Genomic DNA, 21061 nt, shown 5'->3' with positions numbered 1-21061 from the left:
AGCGCAATTTAACATTCGGGGACGCTTGATGACAAGTTACGACAAAGTAATAGAACTTGGATAAAGCGAGTTAAGACGGGGAAAGGGGGTTATTTTGTTGTGTAGCCCCCCTTGCGACTCCCGGCCCTCCCGGGGAGAGCCAGCGTCACTTAATGGGGGTTGCAGAGGTCGTAGAACCAAGGCACATCTACGTTATCTAACCTCCACCTTTGTTTTACAAAGCTTTGCTCTGGAGTTGTATATATACCGTGTTTATATGCGTAGTATCCGGTGAGAGCTATCATAGCTCCGTTATCGCCCGCGTATTCATCTGGCACAATTTTCACAACGGCGTCGTGTTCCCCACTGGCGGCACTAAGGATTTCTCTCAGTCGTTTACTTCTCGCAACTCCGCCAGCCACCACCACCTCCTTCTTCTTTGTATAAGCTAGAGCTCTTTCTACGACCTCGGCTAACATATAATATGCTGTTTCTATGAGCGATTTACATACAACCGGTAGGGGCGTCCCGCTTTTTACAAGCTGTAGCGCATGGGTGACAAGTCCAGCATACGACAGGTCTTGTCCAACAATCGGCATGGGGAAGGCCACTACAGTGTCGGCAGCCTCAGCGCATTTCTCTACGGCGGGCACGCCGGGGAAGCCCAGTCCAACCTCTCTTGCAAATACATCTATAGCATTTCCAATAGCTACATCAAGGGTTTCGCCAAAGACTCTATAACGTCCGTCTGAGTAGCCTGTAATGACGGTGTGGCCGCCTGAGACAAGGACGACAAGGGGGTCACAGGCGTTTGTAGTATATCTAGCCACCTCTATGTGTGCCACGCCGTGATGGACGGGCACCAGAGGGATGCCAAGCTTTATGGCCAGTGCCCTAGCTAAGACAGCTCCGATCCTAAGAGCGGGGCCGAGACCCGGCCCCGCTGCGTAGGCGACCACATCTACATCAGATAAGGCGAGTCCCAACATATCTAGTAACTGGCGCAATATGGCTGGGGCGTGACGGGCGTGGTGTTCTGCCGCCTCGCGGGGGTGTATCCCCGCGCCGCTTGGTGGGATATAGGTTTTGCCCAACTGGCTGAGTATCTTTCCGTCTTTTACAATGCCGATGCTAAAGGTATGGGCTGTTGATTCAATTCCTAAGACCAGCACTACCTCTGGAACTGTGTAAAACCGCACTTACCGCAGTGCCACCTCGGCACCGGCTCTCTGTGGAAGGCCATGACAGAGCCGCACTTGGGGCAGAATTTGTTTTTAAACCTAAACACTCCCTTTTGTAAATCAAGTTCGTACCAAGTGGCGGCGCGGGGGAGCCTCTTTTTCTCCTCCTTCTGGACAGGGGCTTTCTTAGACATAGCTACTTCTTCTTTTTCTTCTTCCTCTTCTTCTCCCTGCGTTCACTCCTCCTTTTCTTAATCTCCTCCATCAATTTCTTGCCCTCTTCGCCTAGATTTCTTGTAATTATATAAAGCGGTTCTATAACCCGGGCCAGTTTTTGATCGTTGTATATGTGCACCTCTGCGACAGACTTCCCAATTCCATATTCGGTCTTTATCTTTCTCACAAAGACATTTGCCACATCTACGCCTAGTTGTTGCGCCACCCACTCTCTTACACTCTGTCGAGTAGGTGTTGAGGCCTTTTGGTGCATTGCTTCTACTACAAGCTCTCTCCTATTCAACAATTTGTTTTCTCTTATCGAAACGATATTAAAACTCGCCGAAGACACAGACAGCAAAAGAGGCATGTTAATAAACTTTACCTCCTAGCTCGGAGTCTGTCTCCCAGGATCGGAGACAGATGTCTGTGCTTTCTGTAGCGCCCCTTGTGTTGAACCCTTAGCTTATGGCTATATGTGGAGAAATCTCTGTGGCATATCTAAGGATATAGTTAAAACCAGCCTTAGATAACAGAAGCAAATCTCTCGTCCCATATCTTTCTCCTGGTCTCCAGATCTTAAGGACCCGCCCTGGGTATGTCGGGGCGAGAGGACAGCTCATACGGGGGACGGACGCCAGCCGTGAGCCCCCATCTGCCGCCTTGGGGCTTACCATAAGTTTGACTCATGTATGTGAAAATTTTTACAAAGTTAAAACTAGAAGGTTTTGAAGGAGAGCAGTAGGGGCGATCTCTTCCTTCTCAACATGTCTACGGCCTACTAGTGTTTACAAAACGCTTTTTATCTCCTATGCCTCTCTGTTCTCATACCTTTTCTCTGGAGGTAGTCCACCACGCCTACTACTAACGTGGCGGCTATTATGGCCACCGCCTTGTCAAATTGAAACTCCTTATTTACAGGCGCTAGATATACAAAAAGCTCTCTTGCAAGCGCCACAAGAGCTACATCTACTATCTTGTATACAATTATACGTCTCTGCTCTATATACGTAATAAATGTATCAATTAATTCTACAAATACTATGACGAGAAATAGGTCAGATAACGCATTGTAAATAGCCTGCGCTGTTTTGTCAGTTTGTTCAACAGTAGCGGTTTTTATAAGCTCGTAGACTCTATAGAAAGTCATATATAGCGACATTAGAAGTAGCAATGCGGTTACAAATAGCACTATGACGTAGACCGTGTACTCCCCATTGCGGAGGCTTTTTACAAAATCCACGCGCTTTTTTAAAACGATGATTTATATCTTCTATCGTCCCCTACCTCTCTTTGCCCCTCCCTGGGGGGCCTGACCAACGCCGTGAAGAGGGTAAAACAAACCATTTTTAACCCACCTGACCCTCTTCTAAGGGTTGTTGCAGGACCGCCGTAAGGCAAGTGTGTGAGGGAGTAGAAAGAAAGTATGTATAACTAAATTTTTCTCTCCATCCGCGGTATTTAAGCTGTGAGACGCGTCGCGTATAGGAAAAACGCGGTCAAGGTCGCCCTCCTCTACCCATCCGCCTACGCGGTGGCCATGTCTTCCGCGGTTTTCCACATGCTTTACTTCAAGCTCCAGGACGAGGGGTTCTACGTCGAGCGGTTCACGGCGGATCGGGGGCCCCATGGGATTGAAGACGGCACACCTCTTGCCCATTTTGACTACATTGTGGCTGCAATACATTACGAACTCGACTATGTAAATCTGGTCAAGATGCTTATAGAAGCAAAGATACCTCCCAGAGCTAGAGAGAGGGAGAGGCCTAAGTTGGTGATCGGGGGGCCTCCCGTCACGGCGAATCCAGAGCCCCTCGCCGAGTTTGTAGACGCTGTGGCTATAGGCGAGTTAGAGCCGTTGTGGAAACCGCTTGTACAATACTTGTCGACTGGAGAAGAGACGGAGGAGCTGTACTACCCCGCACACGGCCCGCGGCCTATTAAAATTGCATACGCGACTGACGCCGTCTCTGACTATAGACGTATACCCGAGCCAGAGGCGGCCTTTAGTCTCTCTGTAGAGTTGGCAAGAGGCTGTCCCTACGCTTGTCTCTTCTGTATGGAGAGCTATATCTCAAAGCCCTACCGGCCTAGAGATTGGCGCGTTGTTTTGCAAGAGACTGAAGAGCTGTATAAAAAATATGGAATTAGGCCTTCTATTGTCGCTCTAACAGCAAACGCACACCCACACTTTAAAACTATGCTTAGAGAGGCCGTTAACAAGGGCGTGCCTATTTCTCTCCCATCGCTAAGAGCCGAGTTGCTTGATGATGAAATGTTGGAGCTTATAGCGGCAGGGGGGCAAAAGACTTTAACTATCGCCCCCGAGTCTAGCGAGAGACTGAGAAAAGCCTTGGGGAAAGACATCTCAAATAAAGACATCTTGAGAGTAGTTGATAAAGCGGCTGAACTAGGCCTGAAGATAAAGATGTACCTAATGGCCGGCCTCCCCTGTGAAGAGGAGGGGGATATAGAAGAGCTTATAAATTTAATTAAGGAAGTAGACAGGACGGGAGTTCGTCTATCTCTTAGCGTAAACCCCTTTATCCCTAAGCCTCAGACGCCATTTCAATACAGCGCTATGGAAAATATTAAACGTCTAAGAGACAAGATTAAACGCCTACAGAGGGCCTCCCGTGGTGAATTTACATATTATGAGCCTACGCTCGGTGCTATACAAGCAGGTATAGCGCTAGGCGGCAGAGAAATTGCAAAATATATAGAAGAGGCCGCCATGGCGGCGTCGCCACAAGGCTACCTAAGGCGGCTGTTAAAAAGAGGCGTGTTTAACTACGTCTTTAGCCCAAGAGACGATCCCCTCCCTTGGGGTCACATAGAGGGCTTTTACTCTCACAGTGAGTTAAAGAGACGTTATCTAGAGTACTTAGAGACGGCTTGCGGCAAGAGTCAGCCAGATTAAGTTGTTGAAGGCGTGTAGCGCAACAGAAGCCACATATCCCCCGCCGCGGTACATAAGGGCGAGGGCGAGCCCGTAGAGAGAGGCTAGAAGGGGGTTAGCTGGATGCAACGCACCGAAGACCACGACAGCAAAAATCCAAGAGGCGGGAGGCGGGAGGAGGGCGAAGGGCGCGGCTCTAAAAACGAGCTCCTCGGCCAGCGGCGTTAAAACTACAACATCCCACCACGCCGGGATATAAGAGGGGGGGCCCATGGCGAGATAGTCTAGGACAAACGCCGTGGTGAAAACCGCGAGAGACAGGGCTATGTAAGTTGGTGAAAACTTTGTCCACACAATACGTTTTTTAAAAAGCGGTATAGTAGTTATCACGGCAACCTCTCCCAGAGGCTTTGGAAAAAACGCCAACGCGACCAATAACACAAGTAGCATACTTACGTCAACGATATCAACTGTCACATTCTTAAATCTCATAGAGTTTAAACAAATCATGGTGTATATATTTGACGAAGGTGGAATCACAATAGTTCAACTTCCTCTAGTTAAAATAGAAGAGGGCGAGGTTAAAGAAGAGGGGGTAGAGCTCGCAGTTGACCAAGCTGGTAAAGTTATCAAAGGCCCCTACCGCACTGTACAAGAGGCTTTTCAAAAGGCGTTAGACAGTTTATCAACTGCTCTGCAATATACCGAGGGTTTTCTAGACCAGCTTGAGTATAGACTAGAGATGGAAGAGGCCGTACGTCCCAGCGACGTTTATACAGCATCTTATCTAGCACATCACCTCTATTACACGGCATCTCAACTCTATTATCTAAGCAGGGAGTTGCTTAGAAGAGGTTTTATCAGCCATAGACTACAGAATTACTCAAGAGCGTTGTATAGAAAAGCTCTTATCATTAGGAGATATGCTAGAGATATACGTCTCCTCTATGCTACTACAGTACAGCTGTCTCTAGACGCGTCGATGAAAAAACTAACTTGGCTAGGCACAGTCGCCATGCCTGCGCTGATAATATCCAGCATTTACGGCATGAATCTCCACTGGCTTCCGCTTGCCGATAACCCGCCTGTAGTTTTTGCAATTCTTGCCACCGCAACTCTAGCCTTTGCCTATATTCTAAATAAAATTTAAAAGATGGCAATGGGTTGTTAATCATGTTAATCCTGCCAAATATAGACTTTCTTATAGACGCCGTAGAGGCTGTCGAGACTATAAGAAGGGCCTATTTCTCAGATGCTAAGTTCTTGCCAAGACAGGCTATAACAGTCGGCGAGACTTGGTTTGCTCCAATGGTCGGGTATATCGCCGGCCAGGGAATTACGGTTAAACTAGTGGGGATATATCCCAAGGCCAAGCCCGCAGTTAAGGCAGTTGTCCTTGTCTTTGATGTAGAGACAGGAGCCCCCCAGGCATTGATAAATGGGACACAACTAACCGCCTGGCGTACAGCGGCGGCTAGTGGAGTTGCGGCGCAAGTACTAGGCGTAAAGCCGGCTGAGGTGGGGATAATTGGAGCTGGCGTCCAAGGGGAGTACCACCTCAGGGTATTTAAAGCGTTATTCCCCCAAGCGCAGTTTAAGATATATGACATATATGAAGACAAAGCTAGAGAAGTGGCGCAACGATGGGGTGCGAAACTAACCTCTCTAACTGATGTATTAAAAAGCGACTTGATAATAGCTGCAACAACTTCTAGAACTCCAGTGATATTTGGCAGAGAGCTTAAAGAAGGCGCTACAGTAATATCAATAGGCGCTCCGCGACCTGTTAGAGAACTTGACGACGAAGTTAAAAGAAGGGCCGGCTGTTTCTTAGTAGATAATCCGCATGCCGCCGAGGAGACAGACGATATAGGTGGGAGTTGGGTTTACATCGGCGATTTTCTAAAAGGAAGGGAGTGTAAATTTGGAGAAATAAAGGTCTATAAGTCTGTTGGGAACCCCCTATTTGATGCCGCAATGGCCAGTTACGTATTAGAAAAGGCGAGAAAAATAGGGGCGGGAGCTGAGGTGCGGTGGGATTAACGCTGGTTTGGGACAGGGGGACAATACTTCTAGAGGGCGACGTACCGAGGGAGCTCAAGAGCCTCCCCTTTATAAAATTCGACAGTAGAGTTAATAAATATAGATCTCTCGCCATATACTACCCAAGGATTCTGGCTGTTGCAAAGGCGGTGGGCATAGAGATTGAAGACAGAGTCTGGGCTCCGCAATGTAAAGAAGTTAGGCCTGCCGCAGAGGTCAAGCTGAGGAGTTACCAGAGGGAGGCCCTTGAGGCTTGGATGAAGACCAAACGCGGCGTCGTGGTCATGCCCACCGGCGCCGGCAAAACACACGTGGCGATAGCCGCCATTGCTAAAATAGGCGAGCCAGCCCTCGTGGTTGTTCCCACAGTGGAACTGGTGCAACAGTGGAGGACCCGCTTATCCCACTACTTCCCGGGGAGGGTGGGGGTGTGGTACGGCGAGGAGAAGAGGGAGAGCTGCGTCACGGTGATCACTTACGACTCGGCCTACGCGGCGGTTGAGACCCTAGGCAACAAGTTTAGACTTCTCGTATTTGACGAAGTGCACCACCTACCCTCCCAGTCCTACCGGCAGATCGCGGAGCTGAGCCCAGCCCCCTACCGCATGGGGCTGACGGCGACGCCGGAGCGGGCAGACGGGCTACACGTAGATTTGGACCGGCTGGTGGGCCCCGTGGTGTATAGGCTATCAGCCGCCGAGGTGAGGGGCTTGTGGACGGCGGACTACGAGGTAGAAGTTATAAGAGTGCAGCTGAGAGAGGAGGAGAGAGCGCTATACAAGGAGCTGGAGAGACAGTACCTCGCCTACCTCAGGAAGAGGGGGTTGAGGTTCAGATCGCCGTCGGACTTCCAAAAGCTCGTTGTTCTAGCCGGCCGCGACCCCGAGGCGAGGAAGGCCCTCGCCGCTTGGCATGGCATGAGACGGCTAATCTTTGAGACAGAGGCCAAGGTAGACGCTGTGGGGGACATACTGGCGAGACACAGAGACTCTAAGATAATCATATTCACTGAATACACCTCCCTGGCCAGGACCGTGTCAGAGCGCTACCTCATCCCCCTGGTGGCACACGACACCACGCCCTACGAGAGAGAGCTGGTGATGTCTGCCTTTAGGAGGGGAGAGTTCAAGGCCATAGTCACGGGGAAGGTGCTAGACGAGGGAGTTGACGTGCCCGACGTAGACGTGGTCGTAATTCTGGGCGGAACCTCCAGTACAAGACAATTCATACAGAGGATGGGCCGCGCCCTTAGGCTAAAGCCCCACAAGGCCAAGATATACGAGGTGGTGACCGCCAGCACTAGAGAGGTCGGGGCGGCGAGGAGAAGAAAGAAGGGCTTAACGTGATCCCCCTGGAGTACCTAAGAATTACGAAGAAGAGAGGCGAGGTAAAGCCGCTATACCTTACCGACGAGTCTCCAGCCGCTGCGGTGCTTGAGGCTGTAAGAAAGTCGGCGACTATAGGCGAGTTTAGGAAGAAAGTTGAGGCATTAGGTTGGGATAAGAGATTGACAGAAGGCTTGGCCCATCTTGTAGAACAGTTGGCCAAGGTGGAGGAGGTAGACACCCGCCTAGTGGCCAAGGTGAGGCTGGAGGTGTTCAAGGCCTCCGCCGCCGCGGGCTACGCCCTAACGCCTGAGGACCGGGAGAGGGTGTTCCAGGCGGCGGCAACCAAGCTGAGAATGGACGTGGCCGAGGTGAAGCGGCTCTTCTCCAAGGCCTACGAGGAAAACAGGGCCATCCTCCAGCCGCCCGACCTAACCCCCGGGGACCTCCTCCGCCTCTACAATCTCTCCCTTATCCAGACCCTCCTCTTCAAATCGCTATGGGTGAAGGCGAAGTTGCCCAATGACCCCCCGCTTGTGAAAACCCTCGTGAGAGCTGTAAAGGGTCTGAGACTGATGTATACGGCGGAGGAAGCCGGAGACCAGCTGGCGTTTCACTTCGACGGGCCCGCCTCTGCACTGAGGCAGACAGAGCGCTATGGCACGAGACTTGCTAAGCTCGTGCCCTATATAGTGGCGGCGTCCAACTGGAGTCTGGAGGCTGAGGTGAAGCTGGGCGACCGTACCTACCACTTCAGAGAGAGTTCGCAAACAGCGCCGCCACTGGCTAGTAGACCGCCGGCCGCCGACGAGTTCGACAGCTACGTGGAGCAGGAGTTCTACCGCCAAGTGTCCAGGGTATGTCCAGTGGAGAGGGAGCCTGAGGTGCTGGTGGTGGAGGGCAGGGTCTACATTCCGGATTTTAAAATCGGCGACTTATATATAGAGGTTGTGGGGTTCTGGACGCCTGACTACCTGAGGCGGAAGTACGAAAAGGTTGTAAAAGTCGGCAAGCCCCTCCTGGTTCTGGTAGACGAGGAGCTCGCCATGTCCACCTGGAAGCAGCTCCTTCCCAACGTCGTGCTCTACAAGGGGAGGCCGCGGCTAGAAGACGTGTACAAGTACATAAAGCCATACTGCAAACGTCAGTAGTAGTCGCCCAAAAGCCACTCGTTCCCTAAAGATACCTCCACAAGCCCGTTTTCCCTAGCTATCTTCAAGGCTGTTTCAGCATGTCTTCTAGAAGTGGGCGGTAGGTCGTCGAGCATATAGTCGGGGTGGAAGGCGAGGAACCTCGTGGGTACTTCTGGTTCTACGCGGGCGATGAACTTAGTAAGCAGATCTACCTCAACCTCGTCGACGTAGCCAGGGACTAGAAGAATCGAGGCTACCACAAGCGGCACTTCACGTCGTTCTCTAAAACGCCGAGCTGCCGCCTTGAAGTTACGTAACACCACGTCCACCTCTCCGTCTGTAAGCGCCTTGTATACACTGGGCGTAAACGCCTTTAGGTCAAACTTCACGATGCCCCCCGTCCTGAGCGATATGTCAACTACTTTGTCCAAGAGATGCGGTGCAAGCTGGCCGCTTGTCTCCCAACACACCCTTATCCCTTTCTCCGCCGCCCTTTTTGCCACAAGTAGTGCGTGGGCAGTCTGAGGCGCTGGATCTCCGCCAAAGAAACAAACACAAGTTACCCTCCGCCCCATCGCCCTCTCAAGCTCATCAACGGAGACCAGGCGGGGGTTTGAGGGGTACGTCCTATACTGCCAGTTCTGACAGTATAGACAGTCAAGACTACATGCACCATAAAACACCGCCAGGTTGTAGTATCCAACCTCGCCCAGGGGAGATCTGGCGTAACGCGGATAGCCCCTACCAGTTGACGCTGGGCATATCCAATCGGCAACACAATTAGTAGGTATGGGGTCGTAATAATACGTGAGGACGCCGACGTTGATATCTCCACCAGGTCTAACAAGTCTCCCGCTGAAGTTTTTCACAAGGCCGCAGTAGCCCACGCCGCCCTCTGGGATGGCGCATCCCCTGCCGCAAATTCCACACGGCGTGCCAGAGGTCGGCGGAGACAACGGTAGTTTAAAACGCATACGGCTCACGGCGTGGGCTTTAGCGGCTATTTCTAAAGCGTCGCGGGGCTTCCTCCTTAGACAGTCTATACAAACGCCTAATTTACTAGATATTAAGATACTTCTATTTCCACAGAGTTTGCAAACGCCCACAGAAAAAGTATGTAAAAAGTTATTTTTTAAACTGGCGGCGCCGTAATCCCGTATTTTGTCTTCCACTCTTCAAAAGCCTTCTGCTCCTCTGGTGTAAGTGATTTGCCAAATCTATACCAACCTTTCTTAGCCTTAGCCTCAGAGGTGGCTTCGTTGGCTTTAGATATAGCTTTTACAGGACAGACAGCTATACACGAAAAGTCGTCTTTACACATTTCCCAAATGAGTCTCGCCTTGCCATTTTCATCTAACTCAATGGCTTGATATGGACACGCCGCAACACACGCGCCGCAACTTATACATATGTCTTGGTCTATTACTACTCTTTCATATTTTGCCAGTTCAGCCATAACGCCAGAGATATGTCTACTATAAAAATATTCATGCGCAAGAAGGCAGAAAAAGAGCTCATTCTAGTCTAACAAAATGTCGTCGGTTATAAAAGTTGTCGTCTCTAGCTAGGGCACTTAGACCGTCCCTCGGCGTTAGTTACAAGCAACTACGTTTATGCGGCTATCATATAATAGTGTCAAAATTCTGCGTTTTTCAAATAGCTTAAACGAATTCTATATGTCTCTACAAATGTGAAGTTATTATTTGATAAACACGTAGGCCTACCTATAGTAAAAGACTAGCATATAATATGCAATAGAGAGGACTACGACTAAGACGGCGGCTTTTAAAAGTAGTTTATATACTCTCGCCGCTTCGCAACCGTAATATTCACATGTTAAGACCAAGCAGGAATGGGCTGGGCTTAACATAACGCCGAGGAAGCCGCCAGTAAACGCTAACGCAAGAGCAGGCCCGTGTATCAGAGGAGATATAGGCGGGAAGGCTAAGCCGGCGAAGGTAAACTCTACCCCAGTGGCTAAACCTACGGCAAAGGGTATGAAGAAAATTGCAAAAGCTGAGTATCCACTTAGAAGCTCGGCTAATTGGGTACTGAGCCCACTCTCTTTTATATACTGGGCGAAGACAAGAGAGAATACTATGATAGATATAATACGGGGGTTAAGCGCATATTTAAATGAGGCAGTTATTTGCGCCCTTGGCACTTTGTGTACAGCGACGTATGTCAAATAGACAGAGGCTACTGCCAGTGGAAGCGGTATTGTGAAAGATAGGACAGCTACTGCGACAAGCGGCCATAGAGCTAGTAAATCTCTAGGTCTCCCGACTATTGCGACGTTTGTCACTAGCGGTGTGCCCATAGCCACGCCTGCAACTACTGCAAATAAGGCGGCTGGCCACGCCCACTCTACCACTTGCCATACAGATACCCTCAACACTGCAGATGTAATTAACACGCCTTGGAATAGCGGCCATATGGATATCCAAATGTGGCGCATCCAGTAGTTTAAAAAAGTCTTCTCATTTCTATCAAGCCCCATTTTTTCATAGAGAGGATCTACAACTACGGCACTTACATAGGCGCCGCCTGGCATAGGGAGGAGCCCAATTGCGGCAGGTATTAAAAACGCGGCGGCTCTTGGGCCGAGGGCGCTTAAGCCGCTTGCGATTTTATTCCCCTTTTCTTTTAATAAGAAGCCGAGGGCCATGGCGAAGATTAGAGACGTCAAGATATAGGCCATAGATTCATTAAAGGCAGAGATAGAAACTTTCCACAAACTGGCGCCAAAAGCAACGGCGCCGTATATTAACGCGCCTACAGCGAGGGATATAGAGACATCTAATTTACGAGATAAAGTGCCAAATACTATAAACAGGACAATAAGTAAAAAAGTTGCTAATATGATCAAGCCTCAGTTGTGGCAGATGCGGATTGAGAAGAGGCGTAGAGGATCCTTCTCTTATAATTCCTTATATTTCTCCTCTTCGGCGTTAGATTCTTTCTCGGCTTAGCCGGTATCTTAGGAGTTTGATTTCTCACCTTACCAGCCTTCGTCAGCGATCCGTGAGACGGCATAAGATAAGAAACGCTCCCATTTAAAAATTTTATGCTTATCAATGATCAAACTTTTAACCTCGTAAGTGTGTTCACCAGCCGGATTCCCAAGGCCGGTTGGCTCATAGGTTGTTGTGTTTGACGCGCCCGTCCGCCTGGGCACGGCCGGGCCCCCGCGCGCCTGGATTGCCCCTGTGCGGCTCGGGCGCGCGCCCGAGCTCCCCGGGGAAGGCCGGTTGTGTAAAGGGGAGCTACAGTTCTCTTTTCTAGAAATACGCAATATCTAGTCGGCCCACCAAGGCGCTTTGACTCTCTCTGGACATCTCTTAGGTGAAAAGCCTTTTATATCGAGTACTGGGGTTCCGTTGAATAGATCTACTCCGTCTACGTAGAGCACGCGGCCATCACGCTTAAGTAGTCGGGCAATTGTCACAGCTATTGGGTTCGGCCTATCGGGGCTGTCTGTTGCAAAAACTCCAACCTCTGGGGCCCCCTCGACTCTTTTTGGTCTTACAACAAGCGGCCTCCCCCGGAATTTGTGGAGGTAAGCTATGATAATTATGTGGCTATACTCCTCAATCCCCGCGAGACCAGCCTCATACTCAGGTAAAATTTCTACGACGGCCTCAACTACCCGCCTCTTTTTTACTTCCTCGTCGGAGTAATTATGTCGTATATATCCAATGGGGGTAAGGCTATACATATACACGGGGTAAAATAAGCGAGATGAATAGGACAAATAATACAAATAGAGTTAGTGCAGTATATATGGCGTCTCTCTCCCTTATGAATTCGGCTACTGCCAGTGCCACGCGTACCAAGGGGGTAGCCATCAACACCGCCAGACCTATAAACAACAACGCTACGGCTGGGTGGGAGGGGAGGTTTATCACTAGACTAGCCGGAGGATACAGTGAGGAGTTTATAGGCGAACGGAGGTTGGCCAGTTCCGAAATCGACTTGTCCGGCCCTAGGGCGAGGAGGAGAAGGCCTGAGAGGATGAGGGCTACGCTGGCGGCAAGCCCTGTTCTCATCACTAACACGATTACGTCTTCCAGCTCCATACCCCCTTCAACAACATCTGTACCCCCAGCAGGAGCACCACCGTGGCAAAAAAGAACCGGACCGATCTACTCCTGAGGTGCGGCAATAGTCTGCTACCAACGTAGGCGCCGGCAAGTACGCCGAGGGCAGTCGCGGCAGCTAAGAAGGGCTGTATATAGCCGTGGACCCAGTACACCGCCGTCCCCGTGGCGGCGGTCACGCCTATCATGAAGTTGCTAGTGGCGGTAGACACCTTGATGGGGAGGGCCATCGCCCAGTCCATAGCCAACACCTTAAGCGCCCCTCCGCCTATGCCCAAGAAGCCGGACACGAGACCCGCGGCAAACATGATCAGCGCGCCAAGCCACCACCTAACTCCGTAATACTCCACCGTCTCTCCCCTTGCGGCGTCGTAATACCTACCTCTAAGTTTTAAAAAAGAAGTCCAGCGGTCTGGCGGAGGTCTAGGCCGCTCGCCTAGCTTAGCCACGGCCCACTGCATATAGGAGGAAAAGATGAGCACAGCGCCGAATACCAAATACACCACTCTTTGTAGCCCCGAGGCGTAGATCCATGCGGCTGTGAGGGAGCCCGCCAGAGCGCCGAGGGTGGTGGAGATCTCTAGAGACATGCCTATTCTGACGTTGGTAAGCCTATCTCTCACATATGTTGCACTAGTCGCCAAAGAGGTGGCTATGGTAGAGACGAGGCTTGCGCCTGCGGCGTATTCCACAGGCACCCCAAGGGCGAGGACGTAAATCGGCACCAACACCACCCCGCCGCCCAACCCCGTGAGAGACCCCACGAAGCCTGCGAAGACGCTTGTCGTAAAGAGGGCGGCAAATAACAATGTGACATTCATATATGGGGCAACAGCTTAAAATATTAAAGTTTGTAGAGCTGATGTACCTCGGCGAGATCTATTCCATAGTCATAATAGCGGTGGTTATAATCGGCATGCTCCTCCGCCCGTTATACCCCAAGCTACCGGTTTGGTCTCTCATGTCGCTCGCCGCCTTCATAGCCATTGTGCCAGGCCCTCTGTCCATCGACCAAATACCGTCTGTGGTAAACTTCGAGGTTCTCTTCTTCCTCGTGGGGATGTTCTCCATAGTCGCCCTAGCCGAGTCCAGCGGGCTGTTAGACGCAGTAGCCTACTGGTTCCTCGGCCTCTTCAAGTCTAGGTACGGGCTGGCGATGGGGGCCTCTCTCCTCTTTGGCTTTTTGGCGGCTGTGGCTGTAAACGACACGGTGGCGCTGATGGGGCCCCCCATAGCGGCTGTGCTCGCCCGCGCCGCGGGACTGCCGCCTAAGTTCGCCTTCCTTCTCCTGGCCTACTCGTTGACCATCGGGTCGGTTATGACGCCGGTGGGTAACCCCCAGAACATGTTTATAGCCGTCACCTCTGGCATACAAGCGCCGTTTATTGCCTTTTTCAAAACGCTGGCGTTACCCACCCTCATAAACCTCGTCGTCACGCCGCTGATCCTGGCCAAGATGATGGGGGTGGAAAACGGCAGGGTGGCGATAGCCACAAGCCCATGGGAGGCCATTAGAAATAGGAGAGATGCGGCGGTGGCCGCCGCTGGGCTGACGGCGGCTGTGGCGGCCATGGTGGCAAATGACATAGCCGCCGTAAGCGGAGCCCCCCATATACACAACATAGGGTTGATACCCTTTGTTGTGGCGACCTTCGTCTACTTTCTGGCGAGCGACCCCCGCGACCTCCTCTCCAGGGTGGACTGGGGCACGATACTCTTCTTCACCACTATGTTCATCGCCATGAAGGCAGTGTGGGACGGCGGCGTCCTCCAGCCGATTATCTCCGCCGCCCTCCCCACCTACCAAGGCACGGTCCACGACATGTTGGCCATAACCGCCCTCTCCCTCGGCCTCAGCCAGATCTTGAGCAACGTGCCCTTCGTCAATCTCTTTTCGGCCTACTTGATGCAAGTCGGCGTAGACGAGAGGGCGTGGCTCACTCTCGCCATGGCCAGCACCATCGCCGGCAACCTCACTCTACTTGGCGCCGCGTCGAACATAATAATCCTGGAGGTCCTCGAAAAGAAGTACCACACGTCGGTCTCCTTCACGGAGTTTCTTAAATATGGCGCGGTGGTCACTGCCGTAAATATAGCGATCTACCTCCCCTTCCTACTGCTGTGAGTCCAACGCCCCCCTTATCTCCCTGAGGAAGGCGATGGCCTCCTCTACCGAGTTTCTAAGCCTTCTTAAGAAGGCTGTTCCCACCACCACGGCGTCTGCCCCCGCCTTTACCACAGCGGCGGCCTTCCTAGGGCTGTCTATGGCAAAGCCCGCCACCAGATAGACTTCAGGCGCCACCTCCCTAACTGTCTTTATGTTTCTCTCGACGTATACCGGCAGCTCTATGCCAGTTGCGGCGTACAGCCCGAGGTATATGAAGGCGGGCTTTAGAGAGGCGAGGCGCCTAAGCAACGCGTAGGGGAACTTGCTGGGTATGAAGAAAGCCGGCTCCAGCCCGTACCTCCTGGTCAGCTCAACATAACGGTCTAGATCGCCTGGGAAGTCAATGAGGAGATCCGGGGCGAGGACCCCCCTCGCCCCCGCCGCACGCGCCGTCTCAAACAGTCTCTGGAGCTCCCCGGCGAAGTCCTCCCAATAAGCCATGATGTACGTCTCGCCGGGCGCCGCTTCCACAGCAGACGGCTCCGCCTCCCTATGCGCCTGCCTGATGTAGGGCCCGTCGTACTTCGGGTTTCTACTCGGCAGACCCAGCTCCACGAAGTCGGCCACCTCTCCCACGGCAGTAAGCGCCCTCTTGAAAACCTCAGCGTTGGGCCAGCCAGCCAGGACGTACACGCCGAGGCCGGGCCTCCTCATATGGTCAGATCTAGGAAGTTCTTTAAAATCCTCTTCCCAAGCGGCGTCGCCACGGACTCTGGGTGGAACTGAACCCCGTAGACGGGATGTTCCACATGCCGAAGCCCCATGATCTCCCCGTCGTCTAGTGAGTAGGCCTCCGCGACCAGAACCGGGGGAAGCTCGTCTACCACAAGGCTGTGGTACCGGGCGGCTTGAAAAACCTCTGGCACGCCCCTGTACAACGGCCCGCCGAGGTGGCGCACTTGGCTGGTCTTGCCGTGTTTTATTGTCTTTGCCCTCCTGATCTTTGCGCCAAAGACGTGTCCTATGATCTGGTGGCCTAGGCAGACGCCTAGTATGGGTATCCTCCCGCTGAACTCTCTCACGATGTCGGGCGAGTTCCCCACGTCGCGGGGGTTAGCCGGGTGTCCAGGGCCTGGCGAGATTATTATCCTGTCTGGCCTAATTCTCTCAACGATTTTGACAGTCACCTCGTCGTTTCTCAACACAAGCGGCCGGCTGCCCAGCTCGCCGACGTAGTGGGCGATGTTATAGACAAAGCTGTCGTAGTTGTCTACGATCAGAGTCAAGTCCATGGCCCACCCTCCACGACGGCTCTGAGTGCTGCAAGCTTAGACTCGGTCTCTCTAAACTCACGCTCGGGCGTGGAGTCATACACAACCCCCGCCCCGGCTTGTATACGGAGGGAGTCGCCCATGGCCACTATAGTCCTTATGACTATGGCGAACTCGAGGAGAGACGGCGAGATGAAGCCCACGGCCCCTGCGTAGAACCTCCGAGGCTCGTCCTCAAGCTCGGCGATTATCTCCATAGCCCTCACCTTGGGGGCGCCGGACACGGTGCCCGCCGGGTGGGTGGCCAAGAGGGCGTCGACAGGGGTGAACCTTCTATCCATGACGCCCATGACCCTAGACACTATGTGTTGCACTCTGCTGTATTTCTCCACGGCGAACAGCTCCTCCACCTTGACAGACCCCAACTGGCACACCCTCCCGATGTCGTTCCTAGCCAGATCCACAAGCATGATGTGTTCAGCTAGCTCCTTCTCGTCGCTGAGCATATCTTCCTCCAGCGCTAGATCCTCCTCCTCGGTGGCGCCCCTTGGCCTAGTCCCGGCGATTGGGTGGGTCTCCACGCGGCTGCTCTGCACCTTTACCAACAGCTCAGGCGACGTCCCAATCAAGTGGATATCGCCGTATTTAACGAAGTACATATACGGCGAGGGGTTCTCCTCTGCCAGCGCCTTGTACAGAGGGAAGAGGTCCCCTTCCGCTCTGTAGTCTACCCACCTGGAGAGCACCACTTGGAGGATCTCCCCAGCCGCGATCCTCTCCCTCCCCTCTGCCACCCAGCTCTTGAAGCGGTTCGGGTCGGTCATGGCCACCGGCCCCCTCACCTTGGTCTCTCTCCGTTCCACAGAAACCTTCGGCATCTCCCCCCTCAAGTAGCCCCTCCCCAGCATCTTGTCGTAGAGGATGTAGCCCCTGGGCTTAACCAGAAACGCCGCCGGGATAGACCGGTCTACCTTGTTATACCTAAGCAACAGAGGCTCCACGTAGTAGGACGCCTCGTAGGTCAAGGCGCCGATTAACACGTCGCCGCCGAAGGGCCCCTCGTCTGCCCTCAGCTCCCTTTGCGCCGAGTAGAGCACTTGTTGTAGATCGGGCCCAGAGGAGACGTACGCCCTCTCCACCCCCCACGCCACGAGGGTGAACCTCGCCCTCTCTGCGAAGCCCTGGCCCGACTCTAGAAGAGCCACGAACTCCTCCCCCGACTGGTACAGCCCGTGGGCTAGCTCTCTCGGCGGTGGGAGCTTAGACAGCGGGATCTTCATCTCGACGCCTCCACGGCCTCCCTCAGCTTCCTATACGCGGCCCCCTCTCTAATTGTCCTGACGGCGAGCTCGAAGCCATCTCTGAAGTCCTTCACCACCTCGGCCACATAGAGCGCCGCGGCGGCGTTGACAGCTATGGCGATCTCAGCCTCCCTATGCTCTCCCCTAAGCCCAGCCAAGGCGAGACCCACCGCCTCCTCCCTTGTCGAGGCCCGGGGAAGCGGCGTTTTTCCAATGCCGAAGTCCTCCGGCTCTAAGACGTAGCGCTCGGCCCTCCCGCCCCTCACCTCCACCACCTCGGTGGGGCCCTCGGTGTTTACCTCATCCACGCCGGAGCCGTATACCACAAGGGCGCGGTCTAGCAAGACGGAGGCGACGCCGCCCACTACGTCCAGCAGCCTCCTCTCCGACACGCCGATCAGTTGTCTCTTGACCAAGCCTGGGTTCGCGAGCGGCCCCACGATGTTGAAGACGGTGCGGAAGGGCAACTGTCTTCTCACTGGCGCGACTTTTGCAAAAGCCGGGTGGTACCGCGGAGCGAAGACGAAGGCGAAACCGATCTTCTCCACCATCTCAGCTGCCTTCTCAGGGCCCACCTCGAGGTTGTAGCCCACCGCCTCCATAAAGTCCGCGCTCCCAAAGAACCCCGACGCCGACCTGTTCCCGTGTTTTAACACCCTGGCCCCCGCCGCCGCGGCGACCACAGCGGCGAGCGTGGACAAGTTTATAGTCCCCGCCCCGTCGCCCCCCGTCCCCGCCGTATCTATAGCCTCAACCCTAAGCGGCACCTTAACCGCCACCTCTCTAGCCGATTTTACAAAACCCGTCACCTCCTCCGCCGTCTCCCCCCTACACCTCATCGCGGTGAGAGCCGCCGCGACAGCCACGTCGTTTAGCCCCCCGGAGAGGATCTCACGCGAGAGGAGGTAGGCCTCGTCAATATTAAGCGAAACGCCGTTTGCAAGTTTTTTTAGTATATTTACCACCCCGAAGCCATATCGTTAATCTTCGGGGTGTTTATATATTTTCTCCCACTCAAGAGCCTTCTCATACGCGTCAACATCAAGAAGTCCATGACCAGACATGTTAAACACAACTACAGAGCCTGGCGGGAGTTTTTTTGCCAAATCTATCACAGCCCTTACCGCATGTGCCGATTCGGGAGCTGGCAAAACGCCTTCTGATCTTGCAAAAAGCAACGCCGCCTCCATAACCTCCTCTTGGCCGTAGGCCACTGCCTCCACATGGCCCAGCCGCTTAAGCAAAGAGAGACTGGGAGCGGCGCCGTGGTAGCGCAGGCCCGCCGCATGGACAGGCGGGGGGACGTAGTCGTGGCCTAGGGTGTACATCTTAATCAACGGCAGTATCCCCGTGGCGTCTGGGAAATCGTACCTATACTCCCCCCGCGTCAGCTTGGGGGCGGCGGCGGACTCTACGGCGAGAAACTTGGTTTTTCCAAACCCCTCCCCCCTGAGCTTAGCCCCAAGCATCGGGTATGTAAAACCGCCGAAGTTAGACCCCCCGCCGACGCAAGCCACCGCGTAGTCCGGCTCCTCGGGCAACTGTCTCATGGCCTCAAGGCCTATGACCGTCTGGTGGAGGAGGACGAACTCCATAACGCTACCCGGCAGATATTTTCTCCTCTCCCCCGAGAGGACGTACTCCACGGCCTCAGATATGGCTATGCCGAGGGACCCCGGGTGGTCGGGTCGAAAGTGTCTCCTGCCCGTCTCGGTGACCTCGCTGGGGCTTGGGTAGACGGTGGCGCCGTACGCCCTCATGAAGACCAGCCTCTGCCTCTTGCTGTTGTAGGAGGAGCGGGTCATGAAGATCGTTGCCTTGAGGCCGAAGAGCGCCGCGGCGAGAGACACAGCCATCCCCCACTGCCCCGCCCCCGTCTCAGTAGCCACCTCCACAGCTCCATCCGCCTTCGCGTAGTAGGCCTGAGCCACCGCGGTGTTAAGCTTGTGGCTACCCACCGGCAGAACCCCCTCGTACTTGTAGTATATGTGCACCTTAGTCCCAAGCGCCCGCTCAAACCCCTCCGCCCTCAGAAGGGGGGTAGGCCTCCCCACGCGCCTATAGACCTCTCTCACCTCCTCAGGTATGGGCACCCACCTCTCTGCGGTGAACTCCTGGTCAATCAGCGCAGAGGGCAGTATCCTGGTGAGAAGAGCGATTCTACTCTCCCCCTCATCCGGGTCCTTAGGAGGAGCGAGGACCCCAGGCAGATCAGCGGCGATGTTATACCAGCGGTCTACCACCCCGACATGGCGTAGGGAAAGACACAGATATATAAACATATATGTAACGTGTGACGCCGCTGTCAAACAGTTCCTATAGACAACATACTCTTGAATCATGCGCTTTCACACCGACGCCGAGGGGGAGAGGAGGAACAACAACGAAGGTATGTTCCACATGTGGTTCCGGCCGTTTTACTAAAACGCCTAAGAATCCACAAGGAAAATACCACAATTGGCCTAAGACAGAGAATGCAATGTGGACTATGGTAGCGTTGTTTATAATTTGGGGCGTCTTTCCAGTGATAGCCCCCGGTATTAAACGTCGTTGCGTTTAATGTCTATAAACATCTCAAGATCTTGGAAATCTTGCTGAGGCAATTCTTAGTATGTTTATAGTCCTAGTTTTTTCACTCTCTTGTGTTGGTTAAGATCTGCGGCGTGGCGAGGCCAGAGGATGTGGAGCTTCTAGACGGCCTTGTGGACTACATCGGCTTCATAGTGGAGCCCTCCAGCCCCCGGTCGGTGGAGCCTAGGCGGCTCGGGGAACTGGTGCGGCTGGTTAGAGAGAGCAGGCCCGTGCTGGTGACGGCTTCTCTCCCGCCGGCCGAAGCCGTAGATCTAGCGGCGTCACTGGGGATCCCGGTGGTCCAGCACCACGGGTCTCTGGGCGACGGCCACTTCAGCTACGCGGAGGAGAGGGGCGTGGCCCTCGCGCCGGTGGCGGTGTACAGACGGGGGGCCGATCTGAGAGCCGCCGTGTCACAGCTCCTCTCCAAGCCCCACGAGTACGTCCTAGTAGACGCAGAGAAGGGGAGCGGGGAGAGGTACGAGGGCGGTCTCAAGATCCCGCTCCAGGCGCTGGCCGAGGTGGCACACATGGGGAAGGTGGCGCTCGCCGGAGGCATCACGCCGGAGAACGCCCACCTCGTCGCGGCGCTGAGGCCCTACATGGTGGACGTAGCAAGCGGCGTGGAGTCGTCGCCGGGGGTGAAGGACCCAGGGAAGGTCAAGGCCCTCCTGAGGGCTCTCGGCCGCCTCTCCGGCTGAGGAGAACTTCGCCGCTCTCCAGCCTAATCTCGACAATGCGGTGGTAGGGGATGTACCTCTCCCTCCCGCCCACCGAAACGACAACGCCGTTGGCCCCCACCTCCACCACGTCGTCTGTTGAGAGTACCTCCTCGCCGCCCGGCGACCCCCTGTTTATGAACCAGAAGTAGGCCCGCCGGCCGCTCCACTTAACCCGGTTAAAGATCTGCCTCATTGGGTTACCCACGTAGAGCC

25 protein-coding genes are annotated in these 21061 nt (G+C 53.9%); 7 read left to right on the top strand and 18 right to left on the bottom strand.

Annotated features, from left to right (window positions below; translation table 11 throughout):
* Positions 1-149: 149 nt before the first annotated feature.
* The 4 genes from kae1 to ACZ49R_RS10370 all read right to left on the bottom strand — a co-directional run bounded on the left by kae1 (position 150) and on the right by ACZ49R_RS10370 (position 2619).
* Positions 150-1151 carry a KEOPS complex N(6)-L-threonylcarbamoyladenine synthase Kae1 gene (kae1, locus tag ACZ49R_RS10385; RefSeq protein WP_464734129.1) on the bottom strand — a complete coding sequence of 334 codons (1002 nt, stop codon included), beginning with the start codon at positions 1149-1151 and terminating at the stop codon, positions 150-152.
* Positions 1151-1354, bottom strand: coding sequence for a 30S ribosomal protein S27ae (locus tag ACZ49R_RS10380; protein WP_011763616.1), 204 nt, complete (start codon positions 1352-1354; stop codon positions 1151-1153). The genes kae1 and ACZ49R_RS10380 overlap by 1 nt, the downstream gene beginning before the upstream one ends.
* Positions 1355-1356: 2 nt before the next feature.
* The gene (locus ACZ49R_RS10375) at positions 1357-1728 is read right to left on the bottom strand and encodes a 30S ribosomal protein S24e (protein WP_464733045.1); all 372 of its coding nucleotides are present in this window, start codon (positions 1726-1728) and stop codon (positions 1357-1359) included.
* Between the two features lie 450 nt (positions 1729-2178).
* Positions 2179-2619, bottom strand: coding sequence for a phosphate-starvation-inducible PsiE family protein (locus ACZ49R_RS10370; RefSeq protein WP_464733044.1), 441 nt, complete (start codon positions 2617-2619; stop codon positions 2179-2181).
* Positions 2620-2844: 225 nt separating this feature from the next.
* Here ACZ49R_RS10370 and ACZ49R_RS10365 point away from each other — a divergent pair, with 225 nt between their 5' ends.
* Positions 2845-4296, top strand: a complete 1452-nt coding sequence (locus ACZ49R_RS10365; protein WP_464733043.1) for a B12-binding domain-containing radical SAM protein — start codon at positions 2845-2847, stop codon at positions 4294-4296.
* Here ACZ49R_RS10365 and ACZ49R_RS10360 read toward each other — a convergent pair.
* Positions 4261-4767 carry a lysostaphin resistance A-like protein gene (locus tag ACZ49R_RS10360; RefSeq protein WP_464733042.1) on the bottom strand — a complete coding sequence of 169 codons (507 nt, stop codon included), beginning with the start codon at positions 4765-4767 and terminating at the stop codon, positions 4261-4263. The genes ACZ49R_RS10365 and ACZ49R_RS10360 overlap by 36 nt on opposite strands.
* Before the next feature lie 16 nt (positions 4768-4783).
* On the opposite strand from ACZ49R_RS10360, the gene ACZ49R_RS10355 reads away from it, so the two are divergent.
* Genes ACZ49R_RS10355 through ACZ49R_RS10340 form a run of 4 tightly spaced genes read left to right on the top strand, consistent with a single transcriptional unit; the run spans position 4784 to position 8794 of the window.
* Entirely contained in the window at positions 4784-5425 is a 642-nt protein-coding gene (locus ACZ49R_RS10355) for a CorA family divalent cation transporter (RefSeq protein WP_464733041.1), read from the top strand.
* 23 nt (positions 5426-5448) lie between these two features.
* Complete coding sequence (locus tag ACZ49R_RS10350) at positions 5449-6318, top strand: ornithine cyclodeaminase family protein (RefSeq protein WP_464733040.1); 870 nt, start codon at positions 5449-5451, stop codon at positions 6316-6318.
* Positions 6309-7664 carry a DEAD/DEAH box helicase gene (locus ACZ49R_RS10345; RefSeq protein WP_464733039.1) on the top strand — a complete coding sequence of 452 codons (1356 nt, stop codon included), beginning with the start codon at positions 6309-6311 and terminating at the stop codon, positions 7662-7664. The genes ACZ49R_RS10350 and ACZ49R_RS10345 overlap by 10 nt, the downstream gene beginning before the upstream one ends.
* Positions 7661-8794 (top strand): DUF790 family protein, encoded by a 1134-nt coding sequence (locus ACZ49R_RS10340; protein WP_464733038.1) that lies wholly within the window; start codon positions 7661-7663, stop codon positions 8792-8794. Before ACZ49R_RS10345 ends, ACZ49R_RS10340 begins: the two co-directional genes overlap by 4 nt.
* On the opposite strand, the gene ACZ49R_RS10335 is transcribed toward ACZ49R_RS10340, so the two are convergent.
* The 7 genes from ACZ49R_RS10335 to ACZ49R_RS10305 all read right to left on the bottom strand — a co-directional run bounded on the left by ACZ49R_RS10335 (position 8788) and on the right by ACZ49R_RS10305 (position 13697).
* Entirely contained in the window at positions 8788-9882 is a 1095-nt protein-coding gene (locus tag ACZ49R_RS10335; RefSeq protein WP_464733037.1) for a radical SAM protein, read from the bottom strand. The two genes, ACZ49R_RS10340 and ACZ49R_RS10335, sit on opposite strands and share 7 nt — an antisense overlap.
* Before the next feature lie 26 nt (positions 9883-9908).
* Positions 9909-10232 (bottom strand): 4Fe-4S dicluster domain-containing protein, encoded by a 324-nt coding sequence (locus tag ACZ49R_RS10330; RefSeq protein WP_464733036.1) that lies wholly within the window; start codon positions 10230-10232, stop codon positions 9909-9911.
* A 264-nt stretch (positions 10233-10496) separates the two neighbouring features.
* A complete protein-coding gene (locus tag ACZ49R_RS10325; RefSeq protein WP_464733035.1) occupies positions 10497-11645 on the bottom strand; it encodes a DUF401 family protein in 1149 nt (382 codons plus the stop codon).
* On the bottom strand, positions 11642-11812 hold the full coding sequence (locus tag ACZ49R_RS10320; RefSeq protein WP_464733034.1) for a 30S ribosomal protein S30e: 171 nt from the start codon (positions 11810-11812) through the stop codon (positions 11642-11644). The genes ACZ49R_RS10325 and ACZ49R_RS10320 overlap by 4 nt, the downstream gene beginning before the upstream one ends.
* Before the next feature lie 262 nt (positions 11813-12074).
* Positions 12075-12494 carry a tRNA (N6-threonylcarbamoyladenosine(37)-N6)-methyltransferase TrmO gene (gene tsaA / locus ACZ49R_RS10315; RefSeq protein WP_464733033.1) on the bottom strand — a complete coding sequence of 140 codons (420 nt, stop codon included), beginning with the start codon at positions 12492-12494 and terminating at the stop codon, positions 12075-12077.
* Positions 12487-12855, bottom strand: coding sequence for a DUF1634 domain-containing protein (locus ACZ49R_RS10310; protein ID WP_464733032.1), 369 nt, complete (start codon positions 12853-12855; stop codon positions 12487-12489). Before ACZ49R_RS10310 ends, tsaA begins: the two co-directional genes overlap by 8 nt.
* A complete protein-coding gene (locus ACZ49R_RS10305) occupies positions 12837-13697 on the bottom strand; it encodes a sulfite exporter TauE/SafE family protein (RefSeq protein ID WP_464733031.1) in 861 nt (286 codons plus the stop codon). Before ACZ49R_RS10305 ends, ACZ49R_RS10310 begins: the two co-directional genes overlap by 19 nt.
* 2 nt (positions 13698-13699) lie before the next feature.
* Here ACZ49R_RS10305 and ACZ49R_RS10300 point away from each other — a divergent pair, with 2 nt between their 5' ends.
* The gene (locus tag ACZ49R_RS10300) at positions 13700-15001 is read left to right on the top strand and encodes an SLC13 family permease (RefSeq protein WP_464733030.1); all 1302 of its coding nucleotides are present in this window, start codon (positions 13700-13702) and stop codon (positions 14999-15001) included.
* On the opposite strand, the gene trpA is transcribed toward ACZ49R_RS10300, so the two are convergent.
* From trpA to ACZ49R_RS10275, 5 genes are read right to left on the bottom strand one after another with little or no spacing between them, the layout of a single operon-like run.
* Positions 14990-15697: a tryptophan synthase subunit alpha gene (gene trpA / locus ACZ49R_RS10295; protein WP_464733029.1), complete on the bottom strand. Its 708-nt coding sequence runs from the start codon at positions 15695-15697 to the stop codon at positions 14990-14992. The two genes, ACZ49R_RS10300 and trpA, sit on opposite strands and share 12 nt — an antisense overlap.
* Complete coding sequence (locus tag ACZ49R_RS10290) at positions 15694-16275, bottom strand: aminodeoxychorismate/anthranilate synthase component II (protein ID WP_464733028.1); 582 nt, start codon at positions 16273-16275, stop codon at positions 15694-15696. The genes trpA and ACZ49R_RS10290 overlap by 4 nt, the downstream gene beginning before the upstream one ends.
* Entirely contained in the window at positions 16266-17534 is a 1269-nt protein-coding gene (locus ACZ49R_RS10285) for a chorismate-binding protein (RefSeq protein WP_464733027.1), read from the bottom strand. Before ACZ49R_RS10285 ends, ACZ49R_RS10290 begins: the two co-directional genes overlap by 10 nt.
* Positions 17531-18520 carry an anthranilate phosphoribosyltransferase gene (gene trpD, locus ACZ49R_RS10280; RefSeq protein ID WP_464733026.1) on the bottom strand — a complete coding sequence of 330 codons (990 nt, stop codon included), beginning with the start codon at positions 18518-18520 and terminating at the stop codon, positions 17531-17533. The genes ACZ49R_RS10285 and trpD overlap by 4 nt, the downstream gene beginning before the upstream one ends.
* Before the next feature lie 15 nt (positions 18521-18535).
* On the bottom strand, positions 18536-19798 hold the full coding sequence (locus ACZ49R_RS10275; protein WP_464733025.1) for a TrpB-like pyridoxal phosphate-dependent enzyme: 1263 nt from the start codon (positions 19796-19798) through the stop codon (positions 18536-18538).
* A 399-nt stretch (positions 19799-20197) separates the two neighbouring features.
* Here ACZ49R_RS10275 and ACZ49R_RS10270 point away from each other — a divergent pair, with 399 nt between their 5' ends.
* A complete protein-coding gene (locus ACZ49R_RS10270; protein WP_464733024.1) occupies positions 20198-20827 on the top strand; it encodes a phosphoribosylanthranilate isomerase in 630 nt (209 codons plus the stop codon).
* Here ACZ49R_RS10270 and ACZ49R_RS10265 read toward each other — a convergent pair.
* Positions 20787-21041: a DUF504 domain-containing protein gene (locus ACZ49R_RS10265; protein ID WP_464734128.1), complete on the bottom strand. Its 255-nt coding sequence runs from the start codon at positions 21039-21041 to the stop codon at positions 20787-20789. The two genes, ACZ49R_RS10270 and ACZ49R_RS10265, sit on opposite strands and share 41 nt — an antisense overlap.
* Positions 21042-21061: the final 20 nt, after the last annotated feature.

Source organism: Pyrobaculum organotrophum, from assembly GCF_055384425.1.
Note: the sequence above shows the minus strand (reverse complement) of the source record. Positions and strands in the feature narration are given on the sequence as shown.

Excerpts from the sequence above, each read along its gene's own strand:
- ACZ49R_RS10380 (WP_011763616.1), bottom strand. The coding sequence starts at position 1,354 with ATGTCTAAGAAAGCCCCTGTCCAGAAGGAGGAGAAAAAGAGGCTCCCC.
- ACZ49R_RS10265 (WP_464734128.1), bottom strand. The coding sequence starts at position 21,041 with ATGAGGCAGATCTTTAACCGGGTTAAGTGGAGCGGCCGGCGGGCCTAC.
- ACZ49R_RS10310 (WP_464733032.1), bottom strand. The coding sequence starts at position 12,855 with ATGGAGCTGGAAGACGTAATCGTGTTAGTGATGAGAACAGGGCTTGCC.
- tsaA (WP_464733033.1), bottom strand. The coding sequence starts at position 12,494 with ATGTATAGCCTTACCCCCATTGGATATATACGACATAATTACTCCGAC.
- ACZ49R_RS10350 (WP_464733040.1), top strand. The coding sequence starts at position 5,449 with ATGTTAATCCTGCCAAATATAGACTTTCTTATAGACGCCGTAGAGGCT.
- ACZ49R_RS10360 (WP_464733042.1), bottom strand. The coding sequence starts at position 4,767 with ATGAGATTTAAGAATGTGACAGTTGATATCGTTGACGTAAGTATGCTA.
- ACZ49R_RS10290 (WP_464733028.1), bottom strand. The coding sequence starts at position 16,275 with ATGGACTTGACTCTGATCGTAGACAACTACGACAGCTTTGTCTATAAC.
- ACZ49R_RS10320 (WP_464733034.1), bottom strand. The coding sequence starts at position 11,812 with ATGCCGTCTCACGGATCGCTGACGAAGGCTGGTAAGGTGAGAAATCAA.
- ACZ49R_RS10300 (WP_464733030.1), top strand. The coding sequence starts at position 13,700 with ATGGGGCAACAGCTTAAAATATTAAAGTTTGTAGAGCTGATGTACCTC.
- ACZ49R_RS10330 (WP_464733036.1), bottom strand. The coding sequence starts at position 10,232 with ATGGCTGAACTGGCAAAATATGAAAGAGTAGTAATAGACCAAGACATA.
- trpA (WP_464733029.1), bottom strand. The coding sequence starts at position 15,697 with ATGAGGAGGCCCGGCCTCGGCGTGTACGTCCTGGCTGGCTGGCCCAAC.
- ACZ49R_RS10305 (WP_464733031.1), bottom strand. The coding sequence starts at position 13,697 with ATGAATGTCACATTGTTATTTGCCGCCCTCTTTACGACAAGCGTCTTC.
- ACZ49R_RS10285 (WP_464733027.1), bottom strand. The coding sequence starts at position 17,534 with ATGAAGATCCCGCTGTCTAAGCTCCCACCGCCGAGAGAGCTAGCCCAC.
- ACZ49R_RS10355 (WP_464733041.1), top strand. The coding sequence starts at position 4,784 with ATGGTGTATATATTTGACGAAGGTGGAATCACAATAGTTCAACTTCCT.